Origin of the sequence: Streptomyces sp. NPDC006879 (assembly GCF_042869595.1) — a bacterium.
Classification (GTDB): Bacteria; Actinomycetota; Actinomycetes; order Streptomycetales; family Streptomycetaceae; genus Streptomyces.
The window spans coordinates 54,481-68,943 of record NZ_JBIAGC010000018.1; the positions used below are offsets into that span (position 1 = coordinate 54,481).

Sequence of the window (14,463 nt, forward strand, 5' to 3'; positions counted from 1 at the left end):
GGGACGGAGCGGGATCTGGGGCTTCGACCCCCTTTTTTGACAGGTCCGGCTCGGTCTTCGGATACTGCCATTGCTGAACTACCGTTCAGTAATGTATTCGAGGAGTCAACAACCTTGACCACCCCTCACGAGCCCTCTCCGGGGCAGACGGCGTTCGCCCGGGTCAGCGCGGAAACCGACGGGCCACGCCGGTCTGCCGCCCGGGCCAAGGCCGACCTCCGCCCCCTCGGCAACCCCGCTACAGCGCCCCGGGCCCGCTCATGAGCGAGCCGCAACTACCGCGCCCCCGCGTACGCCTGGCAGCGACGGAACGACGTGAGGAACTCCTGCGGGCCGCGGTCGCCCTGATCGAGGCCCGGGGTGTGGTCGCCCTGCGGGTATCGGACGTGGCCTCCGCCGCGGGGGCCAGCAACGCACTGGTGCTCTACCACTTCGCGTCGAAGGAACGACTTGTCGCAGCCGCGTTCGAATACGCCGCCCAGGAGGACCTGGCACACCTGCGCCGCATCCTGACCCGCCGCACCTGTGCCGTACGAAGGCTGCGCGCAGCCGTGCGGTGGTACGCGCCGACCGGACGCGCCCGCGGCTGGCGACTGTGGATCGAGGGCTGGGTGGCCGCCCAACACGAGCCCGCACTACGGGAGGTGGCCCGCGAGCTGGACCGCCAGTGGAAGATGGCCCTGGCCGGGGTGATCTCCGAGGGGGACGAGAACGGCGAGTTCAGTTGCGCGGATCCGGCTGCCGCGGCGCTACGGCTGACCGCGCTGCTGGACGGTCTGGCCGTCCAGCTGACGGCATACGGAAGCGGCGACCTCACGCGCACCGAGGCCCGCCAGTGGGTGGACGAGGCCTTGGCCCACGAACTCTCTCTGGACCCGGCCGCCCTGGTGACCCGCTGAGCACCTGCCCACCCCTCCTGGGTCCCGCGCAAGAACGAGCGACGCCGCCTGCCCCCGAAGGACCCCCGGGAGAACCGACGACAGGCTCCGCACCGGTCCCTAGCGGCTGGGCACGACGCCGGTTCGAACCGCCGAGAGCCGACCGCCCCGCGGAGGTGCCTTACAGCGGCAGCAGGTCCGGACGCTTCGCCTCGACGTGGTCACCGCTGGATTCGCCGCGCAGTCGGCGACCGATCCACGGGACGAGGTGCTCTCGGGCCCAGTGGATGTTGTCGCGCGTGGCCTCCGCGGAGCCGCGCGGGCGCAGCGGTGGCCAGGGCTGGTCGGGATCAGTGGGCACGTCGAGGCCGAGGACCTGGGCGGCGCGCAGGGCCACCCTGGTGTGCCCCTCGGGCGACAGGTGCAGCCGGTCGCCGTCCCAGGCCCGCCGGTCCTGGACGGACTTCAACGACCAGAGGTCGAGGACCGGGCAGCCGTGCCGGTCCGCGATGGCCCGCACGTGGGCGGTGTAGGTGGCGACCTTCCCGCGCAGGTGGCGCAGGACGGGTACCCCCCTGGTATCGAAGCCCGTGGTGATCATGACCGTACCGACCGCGGACGTCAGATCGGCCACGGCCCGCTCGAAACGTTCGGCCACCAGGTCCGGATCGCTGCCGGGGCGGATGATGTCGTTGCCGCCGCCACAGAAGCTGACCAGATCGGGGGCAAGTTCCCGCGCTCGGGGGACCTGTTCCTCGACGATCTGGTCGAGCAGACGCCCGCGGACGGCGAGGTTCGCGTAGCGGAACTCACCTTCCGGGCGGCGGTCGGCGAGCAGCACGGCCAGGCGGTCCGCCCAACCGAGGAAACCTCCGTCGGGTCCAGGATCGCCCACGCCCTCGGTGAAGCTGTCGCCGATGGCCACGTAGGAGGTGGTCGCCGTCAGAGCGGATACGGAGAACCCCCCGGAAGGGGGCAGCTGGGCCGGTGTTACCGGTGAAGTCGGGGGTGTTGAGTCGCCTGCCACGAGGAACCATCCTTCACCGTGACATGTGACCTACGCGACCGTAGGGAGGGCTTGACGGGGCGTGATCTGTACCACCCGGTCTGTTTCGGGGAACGATCGCCGGCCGGGAACCCCCCTCCGGGCCCCGGCCGACCGGCCCTGCTGCCAGGCGTGCGGCGCCGGCCGACACCCCCTTTGGAGCCCCACCGACGTTCACCCGCGGTACCAGCTGGTACCGCGGGCTCACGGGGGACCGCGGTGCACCACGTTCGGACGCGGCGGCCCGCACTCCGCCTTAAATGCTCACGCCCTTGCTCCGCAGATAGGCGAGCGGGTCGACGTCGGAGCCATAACCCACTCCGGTGCGGATCTCGAAGTGCAGGTGCGGGCCGGTGGAGTTGCCCGTGGAACCGGACAGCCCTATCTGCTGACCGCCGGAGACGGTCTGACCGGCGGAGACCGCCAGGGAGGAAAGGTGGGCGTACTGCGAGTAGCGGCCGTCCTCGTGGCGGATGACCACTTCGTTGCCGTAGGCGCCGGCCCAGCCCGCCGAGACCACGGTGCCGGCACCCACGGCCTTGACGCTGGTTCCGGTGCCCACCGCGAAGTCAACACCCGTGTGATAGCCGCTGGACCACATGCCGCCGGCCAGGTGGTAGGGCGTGGTGATGGAGGCACTGACGGGGGCCGTGAATCCCCCGGCGGTGGCAGTGCTGGCCGCAGGGTTGGCAGCAGTGGACTCCTTGGATGTGGTGGCCTTCGGCGCAGCCGCACGCTCGTTGGAGCGCGTGGCGCGCCCGGCGGAGTCCGCCTGGCCGGAGGAAGGCGCCGCCTGCTGTGCGGGGGCGGTGGAGCCGGCCCGAGAGGGACGCGAGGATTCGGTGGAGCCGCCCGCCTTCGCGTGTAGCGTGAGCTTCAGACCCGGGTGGATCAGCGAGGGGTTATCCCCCACCGCCTCACGGTTGTCGGCGTAGAGCCGCTCCCAGCCACCCCGCACGTGCTCCGCCTGGGCGATCTTGGACAGGTAGTCACCGACGGCGACGGTGTACGTCCTGGTGGGGGCGGACTTGGGCGCCGCAGCAGGAGTCGCTTTGACCTGCTGCTGGGCCGGGGACTGCGCGGGCAGTTGCACGGCATGAGCGCCCGTCGCGGCGCTCTGACCGGCGGCCTGCGCGCCCGTGGCACCGAGCAGTGGCAGAGCCAGGGCGGCTCCGCCGGTTCCGGCGACGGCTATGCCGCGGGACACCGGACGGGCCAGGCCGGTCTTGGGGCGACGGTGCTTACCCTTTGCGGGCATGGCGAATTCCTCTCCGGCGCCTGCGAGGTGAGCTGTCGGGTTCGAGCTGGAGATGCCCGGTCGCCGGAGGCGACTTCACCCCAAGCCTTTCCTGAAAGATCAAGAAAGGCACTTACCTGGTTCCCCCGCTCCTGCCGCGCGAATGAGTCGGATGCGGTTCCCGAGTGGCGGCAGGATTCGGCGGTCCACCCGGATCGATGGTGAAGATAATCCAGTCGGAGCCCTGGTAACAAGCCATGAATTCCCCTTTGGATTAGGAGAAATGATTCATCGCCGGAATTACCGTCACCCTCCGTCTATTGCCGGAGGCCAACAACCCACCGGACAAGGCGATTCACCCACACCGGCCCGCCACGTACGGTCACCGTTATGATCCTGCTCACGGGGAACGGCGCCCCAGCGCCGATACATCTGTCGTACGGGGGTGGAAACTTGACGCCAAGCACTCCAATTCGGACAGATGCACCATCTCGCCCGTACCGGATCATCCAACACAAGGAGACTTCGTGCCCCAGCAGATACCGCCCCCGCCGGCCGAAGCGGAGCCGGAGCTCGCCGGAGTGCGCAACTTCCGAGACGTGGGCGGACTTCCCACCGTTAGCGGGCATCACGTGCAGATCGGGCAACTATTCCGAAGCGGGCATCTCGCCCATGCCACCCCAAGCGATGCGGAGTTCCTGAGCTCCCTCGGTCTGCACACCATCTTCGACTTCCGCAACGAGGCGGACCGCGCCCTCGACGGGCTCGACGTCGAACTCGCCGGCGTACGGAACGTCAACATCCCCCTCACCGATCCGGCGGACGGCTCGGAGTTCTGGCAGTTGGTGCGCGAAGGCGACCTGGTCCAGTTGCGCAAGATCCTGGGTGCGGGCAGGGCAGCGGAACGGATGTCCCATTCGTACCGCGAGATCATCTCGCAGCGCACCGCCGAGCACAGCCGAGTGGTGCACGCACTGGCCACGGACAGCGTTCCGGCCCTGATGCACTGCGCCGCGGGCAAGGACCGCGCCGGCCTCTCGATCGCGGTGACGCTCATGGCGCTGGGCGTGGAGCGGGACGCCATCGAGGCCGACTACCTCAAGTCCAACGCCCCTCACCGCCGCTACCGGGTCAGCACCCAGAGCCTCGCCCCGACGGCCCGCAGCGCGGAGGTCACAGAACTCCTGAGCCCGCTCTTCGAAGCCCGGGCGGAGTACCTGCACGCCGCCTTCGACACGATCGAGGACATCTGGGGCACCATCGACCGCTACCTGCATCAGGGGCTGGGCCTGGCCCCAGCGACGCTGGAGGGGCTGCGCGGGCGCCTCCTGCACTGATCCCGGCGCCCCACAGGCACAGCGGAACCGTGGCGCCAACAGCCCCTCGGCACCATCACGCGGGCCGGACCGATGCCCCCTGCCCGACCGTCGGGGGCATCGGATCAGCGCCCGCTGACCGCCTGCTTGACCAGGGTTCGGCCGAAGTCCCACATCAGCCCGCCACCATCGTGCGCCTCGTCCATGACGGCCCGGAAAGCAAGGACGAACCTCTCGACGTCCGCCTCGTTGATGACGAGCGGTGGAATCAGCTTGATCACTTCGAGGTGGTCGCCGGATACCTGCGTCAGGATCTGGTGCTTCTGCAGGAGCGGGACGACGACCATCTGTGCGAAGAGCCCTCGTCGCGCCGCCTGGAGCATCGCCCACCGGCTGCGCAACCGGATCGAGTTCGGCCGACCGAACTCGATCCCGATCATCAGTCCACGACCGCGGACCTCGTGCAACAGCTCGTACTCGGAACTCAGTGCTGCCAACCGGTCGCGCAGCAGATCGCCGACAGCCCGGGCGTGGGCGACGACCTCTTCGCTCTCCAGGACGGAGAGCACCGCCAGTCCGGCCGCCATCGCCTGGGCGTTGGACCCGAAGCTGGCCGAGTGGACCAGGACCCGGTCCATGGAGGAGTACACCTTCTTGAAGATCCAGTCCTTGCCCAGGGTCGCCCCCACCGGCACGTACCCGCCCGAGAGGGCCTTCGCCACGCAGACCAGGTCCGGTTCCACACCCTCCTCGTGCTGGTAGGCGTAGAAGTCGCCAGTGCGCCCGAGTCCGGTCTGCACCTCGTCCGCGATCAACAACGCCTTGTGGCGCCGCAGCAACTCCTGGGCCCCGCGCAGGAATCCGGGGGGAGCTGCGTGCACGCCCTTGCCCTGAACCGGTTCGACGATCAGCGCGGCCACATCACCGTGCCGCAGCTCGCGCTCCAGTGCGGCCAGGTCCCCCAGGGCGATCGCGGTGTCGGGCAGCAGGGGGGCGAAACCATCCCGGAAGCCATCTTCACCGTTGACCGAGAGCGAGCCGGCGGTGAGCCCGTGGAAGGCGTGCGCGCAGTAGAGCACCCGAGGGCGACCGGTGGCGTAGCGGGCGAACTTCAACGCCGTCTCCACGGCTTCGGTGCCGCTGTTGCCGAAGAAGACGCGGTCCAGGTGCGGGCTGTGAGCGAGTAGGCGTTCGGCCAGCAAGCCGGGCAACGGCGGGCAGTCAAAGCGGGTGAGGTCGGCCAGCGAGGCGTCCAGTACGTCGTGCAGGGCCTGACGGACCACCGGGTGGTGGCGCCCGAGACCCATCACCCCGAAGCCGGCGAGCATGTCCAGGTAGTCCCGGCCTTCGGCGTCCCAGAAGTGTGCGCCCCGCGCCCGGACGTACTCCTTGTCGAAGCCGATGGTGTGGAGCATCCGGGGAAGCTGGTGGTTCAGGTGTTGCGCGTGCAGCGCGTAGCGTTCGCCGCCCCGGGCGGCGAGCAGGGCCCGCAGGTCGAAGGCCGTGGACGCGCCGGGCTCTCCCAGTGTCATCGGGATCCCTCCGTGGATGCCCCGGCCTTCAGACCGGGTGGGTAACGGACTCTTGTGGAGCAGGAGAAGGTCGGAGCCCGGCCGGATTGATCCGGTGGCCGCCCCCAGCCGACCGGCCCTCCCTGCCCCGGCTGGACCTGCTGGCGGCGGAGCTGAGGAGGTTCACCCGTCGAGCAGCAGAAGCGCCCGAACACGTCATGTGCCGCGCTCCCCCGCACCCTCAAGGGCGACGCTGATCCGCCCCGCGATCTCCACTGGGGTGAGACCGACGTCGGCGAGGACCTCGCCACGTTTGGCATGGGCGAGGAACTCCTCGGGAATGCCGAAATTGCGCAGTGGTACGTCCTGACCGGCATCCCGCAGCGCCTGCCCGACCGCGACGCCGACACCAGCGGTACGGCAGTTGTCCTCGACCACCGCCACGAGTCGGTGGCGGGCCGCGAGCGGGACCAGCGCGGGGTCGAGCGGCTTGACCCAGCGCGGATCGACCACGGTGACGCCGGTGCCCCGCTCCGCCAACAGCTCCGCCGCCGCGAGTGCCACGGGGGCCATCACTCCGACGGACACCACGAGGACGTCCGGGACGGAACCACGGCGCAGGAGGTCCATCTGGCCGGCCCGGCCGCTCGCCGGCAGGTCCTTGCCGACCGTTTCCTTGGGGAAGCGCAACACGGTGGGCGCGTCCGTCACCTCCACCGCCTCGCGCAGTTGTACGCGCAGTTGGGTGGCGTCCCGCGGAGCCGCGATCCGCAGACCGGGCACCACCTGGAGCAGCGAGAGGTCCCACATGCCGTTGTGGGAGGGGCCGTCGGCGCCGGTGACCCCCGCCCGGTCGAGGACGAAGGTCACCCCGCAGCGATGCAGAGCCACGTCCATCAGGAGCTGGTCGAAGGCCCGGTTGAGGAAGGTGGCGTAGAGGGCGACCACCGGATGCAGGCCGGCGGTCGCCAGGGCAGCGGCCGAGGTCACCGCGTGCTGTTCGGCGATGCCCACGTCCCACACGCGGTCGGGGAACCGTGCGGCGAACTCGCCCAGGCCCACGGGGTGCAGCATGGCCGCGGTCACCGCCACCAGGTCGGGTCGTTCGGCGCCGAGCGACAGCATCTCCGCGCCGAAGACCTCCGTCCAGGAGGGCCCCGCGGCGGGTTCGAGCGGCGCGCAGGTGTACGGGTCCATCACCCCGATGGCGTGGAAGCGGTCCTTCTCGTGTTCCAGCGCCGGGGTGTGGCCGCGACCCTTCTCGGTCAGGCAGTGCACGACGACCGGTCCGTGGAAGCGCTTGGCGCGCCGGAGGGCTGCTTCCACGGACCGGATGTCGTGTCCGTCCACCGGGCCCAGGTACTTCAGCCCCAGGTCCTCGAAGAGGCCTTGTGGAGCGACAGCGTCCTTCAACCCCTTCTTCGCTCCGTGCAGGGATTCGTACAGCGGTCCGCCGACCACCGGAGCGCTTTGGATCAGGTCCCTCGCCTCGGCGAGGAACCGTTCGTATCCGTCGGTGGCGCGCAGCACGCAGAGCCGGTCGGCCAGTGCTCCGACGGTCGGGCCGTAGGAGCGCCCGTTGTCGTTGACGACGATGACCAGCGGGCGCCGCCTCGCGGAGGCGATGTTGTTGAGCGCTTCCCAGGCCATTCCCCCGGTCAGGGCGCCGTCGCCGATGACGGCGACGACGTGGTCCCTGCTCCCCTGTACGTGCTGGGCCTTGGCCAGGCCGTCCGCCCAGCACAGGGCGGTGGAGGCGTGCGAGTTCTCGACGATGTCATGCTCGGACTCCGCGCGGGAAGGGTATCCGGAGAGTCCGCCTTTTCCGCGGAGTTTGGAGAAATCCTGGCGGCCGGTCAGGATTTTGTGCACGTAACTCTGATGCCCGGTGTCCCAGAGGATCCGGTCCTTGGGCGATTCGAACACGCGGTGCAGTGCGATGGCGAGTTCGACGACGCCGAGATTGGGACCGAGGTGTCCCCCGGTCCGGCTCACGGCATGGATCAGAAACTCTCTGATCTCCGAGGCGAGTCCATCGAGATCGGCCGTCGGGAGCGCCTTCACATCACGTGGGCTCCGGATATTCTCCAGAATTGACATGGTGTGCCCCCTCTTCCTTCACCCACGGTTTCCGGAGACGGTTTCCCGAGCGGCACGCAGGGACTCCTTGAGCGATCCCATCGTGGCGAGTACCGCGGTCGGCTCGTATCCGCAGTGCGCCATGCAGTTGGCGCAGCGCGGGTCCTTGCCCCGGCCGTACTTGTCCCAGTCGGTTTCCTCGATGAGCTCACGGTAGGTGGGCACGTACCCGTCGCTCATCAGGTAGCAGGGGCGCTGCCAGCCGAAGAGCGAGTAGTTGGGGATCGCCCAGGCGGTACAGGGGAAGTCGGCCTTGCCTTCGAGGAAGTCCAGGAAGAGCGGGGAGTGGTTGAGCCGCCAGCGTCGCCGGTTGCCGCCGGAGAACGCCTTCCTGAACAGCTCACGGGTCTGCTCGACGCCGAGGAAGTGTTCCTGGTCGGGCGCCTTCTCATAGGCGTAGGCGGGCGAGATCATCATCTCGTCCACCTCCAGGTCGTCATTGAGGAAGTTCAGCACCTCGATGATCGTTTGGGGCGTGTCGGTGTTGAAGAACGTGGAGTTGGTGGTGACGCGGAACCCGCGGCTCTTGGCCTCCTTGATGGCGGCCACCGCCTCGTCGAACACCCCCTCCTTGGCGACCGACTCGTCATGGCGCTCGCGCAGGCCGTCGATGTGGACGGCGAAGGCGAAGTAGGGCGAGGGCGTGAAGTCTTCGAGCTTCTTGCGCAGCAGCATGGCGTTGGTGCACAGGAAGACGTACTTCCGTCTGGCCACCAACTGTCGGACGATCTCGTGGATCTGCGGGTGCATCAACGGCTCGCCGCCGGCGATGGAGACCATGGGAGCGCCGGACTCCAGGACGGCTCCCACCGCCTGTGCCACCGGCATGCGCTGCTTGAGCACCCCGGCCGGGTGCTGGATCTTTCCGCAGCCCTCACATTTCAGGTTGCAGGCGAAGAGCGGTTCCAACTCTACGATCAGCGGGAACTTCTCCCGTTTGCGGAGCTTCTGTTCGAAGAGATAGGTCCCGACCCTGATGGACTGTCGCAGCGGCATGGCCATCTGGCTCACCTCCGGGGGAGCAGCAAAGTACGGTGCCAGTCAAAGAAAGCGGGAAGGATGGCACGAAGGACACGGAAGGCCGATATTCCTCCGCGGACCGTGCCGATTCGGACGAGCTCGTGCTCCGGAGCGTCCACGACCACCCGTACGGACGCAACCGGACGCGGTCCGACGCTGACCGCGCTCCACAGGGTCGACGCCGACTCCATGTCCACCGCGATCGCCCCGCCGGCACGCAGCGCGGCCCGTTCCGGCCCCCGCACCACGTGGTCGGAGCCGATCAGCGGTCCGGTGTGGATGGTGCGCCCGGGTACCGCGCTGCTCAGCGCGGCCTTGAGCGCACTGGTCCCCTCGCACACCGTGGCCCCGCGCGGATCGCGGGTCTCGGTGGCCACGACGAGGTCTCCGGGGTTCATGCCGGGAACCAGCCCGGCGCAGAAACCGGTGGCCAGGACCGCGGCCGTACGCAGCCGCGGCCCCTGCAAGGTGCGCACCAGCGACCGCTCGGCGGCCCGCGGCCCCATGCCGGTGCGCAGCACCAGCAGCGTCCCCGGGGCACCACTTCGGCCACCGCCGCGCAGCGCGAGCCGCTCGATGCCCAGAGCGCAGGCCACCACCAGCGGGAGGTCCTCCGTGGCGCTCTGTGGGGCGCTCATCCGAGGGCCTCGCGGGTGGGACCCGAGGCCGCGGTCCGCAGCACCGGGGGTTCCCCGAACAGGTAACGGCCCAGTGCAGTCAGCGGAAACACCTGCCGGTACAGGTGGTAGTTGATGGAGAAGTCCCAGGGAAATCCGGTACCAGTGAAGTACGGCTCGTCCCAGGAACCGTCCGGGGCTTGGTTCCTGGCCAGCCAGCTGACGCCGCGCTGAACCGCCCTGCCCTCCCGTTCGCCCGCAGCGAGCAGGGCGAGGAGCGCCCAGGCGGTCTGCGAAGGAGTGGAAGCTCCCTTGCCCGCCCATTGGCGGTCCTGGTAGGAGCGCAGATCCTCCCCCCAACCGCCGTCCTCGTTCTGGACGCTCTCCAGCCAGCTGACCGCCCGGCGGACCGCTGGATGGCCGACCCCGAGCCCGGCGGCCACCAGCGCCGGCACCACCGAGCCGGTGCCGTATACGTAGTTGACTCCCCACCGACCGAACCACGCTCCGGTGGGCTCCTGTTCGCGAAGCAGCCACTCGATGCCGCGTCGCGTGCGCGGGTCGTCCGCCTTGCCTTCGACCGCGAGCATCTCCACGACGTGCGCGGTGACGTCCGCCGACGGCGGGTCGATCACCTCTCCGAAGTCGCAGAACGGCAGACGGTTGGGCAGTGGGCTGGTGTTGTCGGCGTCGAAGGCGCCCCAAGCCCCGTTGCGGGACTGCATGCCCAGGTTCCAGCTCACGCCCCGGGCGATCGCCTCCTCCACCCGGGCTGGCTCGGGGTGTTGGATACGACGCAGCGCGAGGACGACCTCGGCGGTGTCGTCGATGTCGGGGTAGACGTCGTTGTGGAACTCGAAGGCCCAGCCGCCGGGCGCCAGCCCGGGGCGTCGCACCGCCCAGTCGCCCGGTCGACGGATCTCCTCGGCGAGCATCCAGTCGGCTGCCTTCACCAGGGCCGGATGGTCGGGCCGCACCCCTGCATCGACCAGCGCGATCGCCGCCAAGCAGGTGTCCCAGACCGGGGATTGACAGGCCTCGACCATCCGGGCGCCGTCCTCGCGCCATACCGCGAAGCGGTCGAGGGACTCCAGTCCGGCCCGCATCACCGGGTGGTCGAGGTCATGGCCGAGCAGGTGTAGGGCGATCACCGAGTAGACCGCGGGTGGTTGGATGCCGCCCCAGCAGCCGTCGTCCTCCTGGCGCTCGATGATCCACCGGGCGGCCAGGTCCATCGCCGATCTCCGCAACGGGCGCAGGGCGACCTTGTGGTAGGCGTGCAGCGCCTTGTCCATGCGCTGGAAGAACCCGTCCCAGGTGCCAGCCGGAGCCAGGGGCTGCGGCGGGGCTGGGTTCCGGGGGTCGGTGTGGAGCTCATCGAGTGCGAAGGGCGCGGGTCGCACCGGCCGCATCGCGGACACCACGGTGAGTGGGACGATGGTCTGCCGGGCCCAGCAGCCGAAATCGTAGATGTTGAGCGGGAACCATTTAGGCAAGAAGATGAGTTCGGGAGGTAGTTGGGGAAGATCGTCCCACTTCCACCAACCGAACAGAGCCAGCCAGATCCGGGTGAACACCCGGGCGGCTGCGATGCCGCCCTCAGCCCGGATCCAGGCGGAGGCCCGCGCCATATGGGGGGCGTCGGCCTCGTCCCCGGCCAGTCTCAGAGCGACGTAGGCCTCGATGGTGGCGGAGAGGTCGGCCGGGCCACCGTGGAAGGTGGACCAGGTGCCGGCCGGGTCCTGCTCCCCACGGATGAAGAGCGCGGCGGCGTGGGTGGTGTCCGCGTCCCGGATCCCGAGGAACTGCCTCAGGAGCAGGTCCTCCGCGTCCATGGTGACGTTGGTCTCCAGGTCGCCCTTCCACCATCCCGCGACGTCCTGGCGGGCCAGTAGGTGGTCGATGGCGCGTTGGGCGGCCAGGGCCGCCCGGGCGTCCACATCGGTTGATTCGCTGTCCGCTTCGGCGCGGGGCTGCTGTACAGCCTCGCTGCTTCCGTCGGTTGTCGCTGTCATGGCTTCCCCTCCGTGCAGTGCGTGTCATCTGCTGTGCGAAGCGGGTCTGCCGTCGACCGGCGCCTTGGGGCGCCGGCCGGCGACGCGCGAGTCATATGCTGAGAGTGTTCACCGCTTTCGCACGACCACGAAGTCGGCGAGGGCGACGAGCTGTTCCCGCACGTGGTGCGGCATGTCGACCTCCAAGAGGGCGGCGACCGCGACCGCGTGTTGGCGGCGCGCCTCCTCGGCGGTCCAGGTCCGGCCGCCCGCCTCCTCGATGAGCGCGGCGCGGGCGGCGAACTCCGCTTCCGAGAAGCTGTCGAACTCGCTGCTCTTCGCATCCGCGGAGAGCAGTTCGGCCAGCTGCTCGGAAGCGGGACCGCCGGCGGCCAGCGCGGCGACGACCGGCAGGGACTTCTTGCGCTGGCGCAGGTCGCTCCAGGTCTGCTTTCCGGTGGACTCCGGGTCTCCCCAGATGCCGAGCAGGTCATCGACCGCTTGGAAGGCCAGACCCAGGTGGTACCCGTACTCCTCCAGCTTGTCGGCCGTACGGTCGTCCGCGCCGCCCAGGACTGCCCCGATGGAGACGGCACAGGCCAACAGGGCGCCGGTCTTGTTCCCCTCCATCTCCAGGCACTCCTCGACGCTGACCCGCTCCCGGTGCTCGTAGGAGATGTCCTGGGCCTGACCGTCGATGAGCTTGCGGGTGGCGGTCGTCAGGCGCCGGGTGGCTCGCCCGGCCTCCACGGTGCCGATCTCCAGGAGCACCTCATTGGCCAGGGCGAAGAGGGCGTCACCGACCAGGATGGCCTGCGCGGGGCCGTGCACCTTCCACACGGTGTCGCGGTGGCGGCGCTGCTCGTCGCCGTCCATCAGGTCGTCGTGCAGCAGTGAGAAGTTGTGCACCAACTCGACGGCCACGGCACCGGGAACGCCCACCTCGGCGGGAACTCCGGCAGCTTCCGCGGACAGCAGGGCGAGCGCCGGGCGCACGGCCTTGCCACCGTCTCCGGCCGAGGGGCGCCCCTCGGCGTCGATCCACCCGAAGTGGTAGGCGGCGACGGTGTCCATCGGCGGTGCGAGCCTGTCCACGGCGGCGCGCAGCACGGGCGCGGACAGGGCGCGTCCCCGCTCCAGCAGCGCCGCCGTGTCCAGGCTGTCCGTCTTCCCGACAGCCGGGTTCCCCGGGTTCAATGGCTCTCCTCTGGTAACTGTGCTTGCAGCGTTAGTCGTCATGCCGCCTCCTGGAGCGGATGGGCGTGGGGGCGGCCGAGCGCGCTCAGTGCGGCGTCCGCCGCGCCGAGGCCGCTGCGGACAGCGCTTTCCATGGTCGCGGGCCAGCCGGTGGCGGTCCACGCGCCGGCGAGACAGAGGCCAAAAGCGTTCGTCCGGGCCGGTGGGCGCAGTCGCCCCACGCCGGGGCTGGGAGCGAACGTCGCCGTCCGCTCCCGGGTGACGAAGAAGTCCCGCACCTTGGCGCCCCGGGCGGCCGGAAGTAGCCGTTCCAGCTCGGGCAGATAGGTGGCGCGCAGCGCCGAGACGGGTTCGTCGATCTCGCGGTGTGCAACGGACTGGGACAGCGCCAGGTACTGTCCACCGTCGGTGAGCCCGGAGGAGTCGGTGCGGTCGAAGACCCATTGGACCGGTGACCCGAGTGCTGCGAAGAAGGGCTGCTTGAGCACCTTCCGGTCGTAGACGACGTGCACGTTGAGGATCGGTGCGGTGCCGATGTCGAGGATCTTGTCGGGATCGTCCAGGGCGCCTTGCGGAAGCAGGCCGTGCGCCTCCCGCTGTGGAACGGCGAGCACCACCGCGTCGGCGTCCAGGGGCCCATGCTCGGTGGCGATCCGCCAGCCGTCGGCCTCGGTACGGGTCACCCCTGTGACCTTCGTGCGCAGTTCGGTACGGACTCCTGCGGCATCAAGTGCCTTGCGGGCAAGGGTGTCGTGGAGTTCACCGAGCGGGACCTGGGCCCAGCCGATGTCGGCCGCGCCGGAGTCGGAGAGCAGCCCGGTCTTGAAGACCATCGCGGCCAGGGCGAGGGAGGAGTCGGCGGCGCTGGCGTTGAGGGTGGCGATGCCGACGAGGTCCCACAGTGCCTCGACGGCGCGCGGGGACTGCCCGTACCGGCGCAGCCAGGTGGCGAAGTCGAGTCCGTCGAGCGAGGGATCCGTCAGATCCAGCCGGCGCAGCGCCAGTGCGGCCCGCCCGACCCGGGCCCGCTCGACCGGTGAGAGGTGCGGGTAGGTGGCCAGTGCGGCAGCCAGGTGCAGGGGTACGGGCAGACCGGAGCGGCGCAGCCGTCCGAGCCGCGGGCCGCGGGGGCGGCCGACGTCCAGCACCGGTACGTCGAGCCGTTCCTGGATCGGCGCGAGCGCGGCTGCGTCGATCCGCTCCAGGAACCAGCGGTAGGCGGTGCAGCAACGGAGGTAGACGTGCTGACCGTTGTCCACGATCAGCTCCCCGCGGCGGAAGGAGAAGGCGAGGCCGCCCAGTCGGGGCCGGCCTTCGAGCAGGGTGACCTCCAGCCCGGCGTCGGCGAGTTGGAGGGCAGCCGTGATGCCGGCCAGGCCACCACCGACCACCACGGCACGCTTCGCGGTCATACGCCCTCCCGGGGTGCGGGGGCGGGCCGGACGGGAAGTGCGGCCACTGCACCCAGGGACGCCGCCACGCCCTGCCGGGTTGCAGCGCGTGGCTGGT

11 protein-coding genes and 1 riboswitch are annotated in these 14,463 nt (G+C 69.8%); of the genes, 2 read left to right on the plus strand and 9 right to left on the minus strand.

Annotated elements, in window-relative coordinates; translation table 11 throughout:
• The first annotated feature begins 260 nt into the window (after nucleotides 1–260).
• The gene (locus ACFYMC_RS16240) at nucleotides 261–899 is read left to right on the plus strand and encodes a TetR/AcrR family transcriptional regulator (protein ID WP_388524822.1); all 639 of its coding nucleotides are present in this window, start codon (nucleotides 261–263) and stop codon (nucleotides 897–899) included.
• A gap of 160 nt (nucleotides 900–1,059) precedes the next feature.
• Here ACFYMC_RS16240 and ACFYMC_RS16245 read toward each other — a convergent pair whose 3' ends face one another.
• Nucleotides 1,060–1,857: an SGNH/GDSL hydrolase family protein gene (locus ACFYMC_RS16245; RefSeq protein ID WP_388524964.1), complete on the minus strand. Its 798-nt coding sequence runs from the start codon at nucleotides 1,855–1,857 to the stop codon at nucleotides 1,060–1,062.
• A gap of 322 nt (nucleotides 1,858–2,179) precedes the next feature.
• Nucleotides 2,180–3,181, minus strand: a complete 1,002-nt coding sequence (locus tag ACFYMC_RS16250; RefSeq protein ID WP_388524825.1) for a peptidoglycan DD-metalloendopeptidase family protein — start codon at nucleotides 3,179–3,181, stop codon at nucleotides 2,180–2,182.
• Between the two features lie 4 nt (nucleotides 3,182–3,185).
• A riboswitch (cyclic di-AMP (ydaO/yuaA leader) is annotated at nucleotides 3,186–3,374 on the minus strand.
• A 313-nt stretch (nucleotides 3,375–3,687) separates the two neighbouring features.
• Here ACFYMC_RS16250 and ACFYMC_RS16255 point away from each other — a divergent pair.
• Nucleotides 3,688–4,497, plus strand: a complete 810-nt coding sequence (locus ACFYMC_RS16255) for a tyrosine-protein phosphatase (RefSeq protein WP_388524827.1) — start codon at nucleotides 3,688–3,690, stop codon at nucleotides 4,495–4,497.
• Between the two features lie 104 nt (nucleotides 4,498–4,601).
• Here ACFYMC_RS16255 and ACFYMC_RS16260 read toward each other — a convergent pair whose 3' ends face one another.
• The 7 genes from ACFYMC_RS16260 to hpnE form a co-directional block, all read right to left on the minus strand.
• Nucleotides 4,602–6,008 (minus strand): aspartate aminotransferase family protein, encoded by a 1,407-nt coding sequence (locus ACFYMC_RS16260; protein ID WP_388524829.1) that lies wholly within the window; start codon nucleotides 6,006–6,008, stop codon nucleotides 4,602–4,604.
• A gap of 195 nt (nucleotides 6,009–6,203) precedes the next feature.
• Nucleotides 6,204–8,087 (minus strand): 1-deoxy-D-xylulose-5-phosphate synthase, encoded by a 1,884-nt coding sequence (gene dxs, locus ACFYMC_RS16265; RefSeq protein ID WP_388524831.1) that lies wholly within the window; start codon nucleotides 8,085–8,087, stop codon nucleotides 6,204–6,206.
• Between the two features lie 18 nt (nucleotides 8,088–8,105).
• Entirely contained in the window at nucleotides 8,106–9,128 is a 1,023-nt protein-coding gene (gene hpnH, locus ACFYMC_RS16270) for an adenosyl-hopene transferase HpnH (RefSeq protein WP_388524834.1), read from the minus strand.
• A 5-nt stretch (nucleotides 9,129–9,133) separates the two neighbouring features.
• Nucleotides 9,134–9,784, minus strand: coding sequence for a 1-hydroxy-2-methyl-2-butenyl 4-diphosphate reductase (locus ACFYMC_RS16275; RefSeq protein ID WP_388524836.1), 651 nt, complete (start codon nucleotides 9,782–9,784; stop codon nucleotides 9,134–9,136).
• Nucleotides 9,781–11,778, minus strand: coding sequence for a squalene--hopene cyclase (gene shc / locus ACFYMC_RS16280; RefSeq protein ID WP_388524838.1), 1,998 nt, complete (start codon nucleotides 11,776–11,778; stop codon nucleotides 9,781–9,783). Before shc ends, ACFYMC_RS16275 begins: the two co-directional genes overlap by 4 nt.
• A gap of 108 nt (nucleotides 11,779–11,886) precedes the next feature.
• On the minus strand, nucleotides 11,887–12,954 hold the full coding sequence (locus ACFYMC_RS16285) for a polyprenyl synthetase family protein (protein WP_388524841.1): 1,068 nt from the start codon (nucleotides 12,952–12,954) through the stop codon (nucleotides 11,887–11,889).
• A gap of 38 nt (nucleotides 12,955–12,992) precedes the next feature.
• A complete protein-coding gene (hpnE, locus tag ACFYMC_RS16290) occupies nucleotides 12,993–14,366 on the minus strand; it encodes a hydroxysqualene dehydroxylase HpnE (RefSeq protein ID WP_388524844.1) in 1,374 nt (457 codons plus the stop codon).
• Between the last annotated feature and the right edge of the window lie 97 nt (nucleotides 14,367–14,463).

Bases quoted from the DNA above. Each gene is read 5' to 3' on its own strand.
- ACFYMC_RS16240 (WP_388524822.1), top strand. From the start codon at position 261: ATGAGCGAGCCGCAACTACCGCGCCCCCGCGTACGCCTGGCAGCGACG.
- ACFYMC_RS16250 (WP_388524825.1), bottom strand. From the start codon at position 3,181: ATGCCCGCAAAGGGTAAGCACCGTCGCCCCAAGACCGGCCTGGCCCGT.
- ACFYMC_RS16260 (WP_388524829.1), bottom strand. From the start codon at position 6,008: ATGACACTGGGAGAGCCCGGCGCGTCCACGGCCTTCGACCTGCGGGCC.
- dxs (WP_388524831.1), bottom strand. From the start codon at position 8,087: ATGTCAATTCTGGAGAATATCCGGAGCCCACGTGATGTGAAGGCGCTC.
- hpnH (WP_388524834.1), bottom strand. From the start codon at position 9,128: ATGGCCATGCCGCTGCGACAGTCCATCAGGGTCGGGACCTATCTCTTC.
- ACFYMC_RS16275 (WP_388524836.1), bottom strand. From the start codon at position 9,784: ATGAGCGCCCCACAGAGCGCCACGGAGGACCTCCCGCTGGTGGTGGCC.
- shc (WP_388524838.1), bottom strand. From the start codon at position 11,778: ATGACAGCGACAACCGACGGAAGCAGCGAGGCTGTACAGCAGCCCCGC.
- hpnE (WP_388524844.1), bottom strand. From the start codon at position 14,366: ATGACCGCGAAGCGTGCCGTGGTGGTCGGTGGTGGCCTGGCCGGCATC.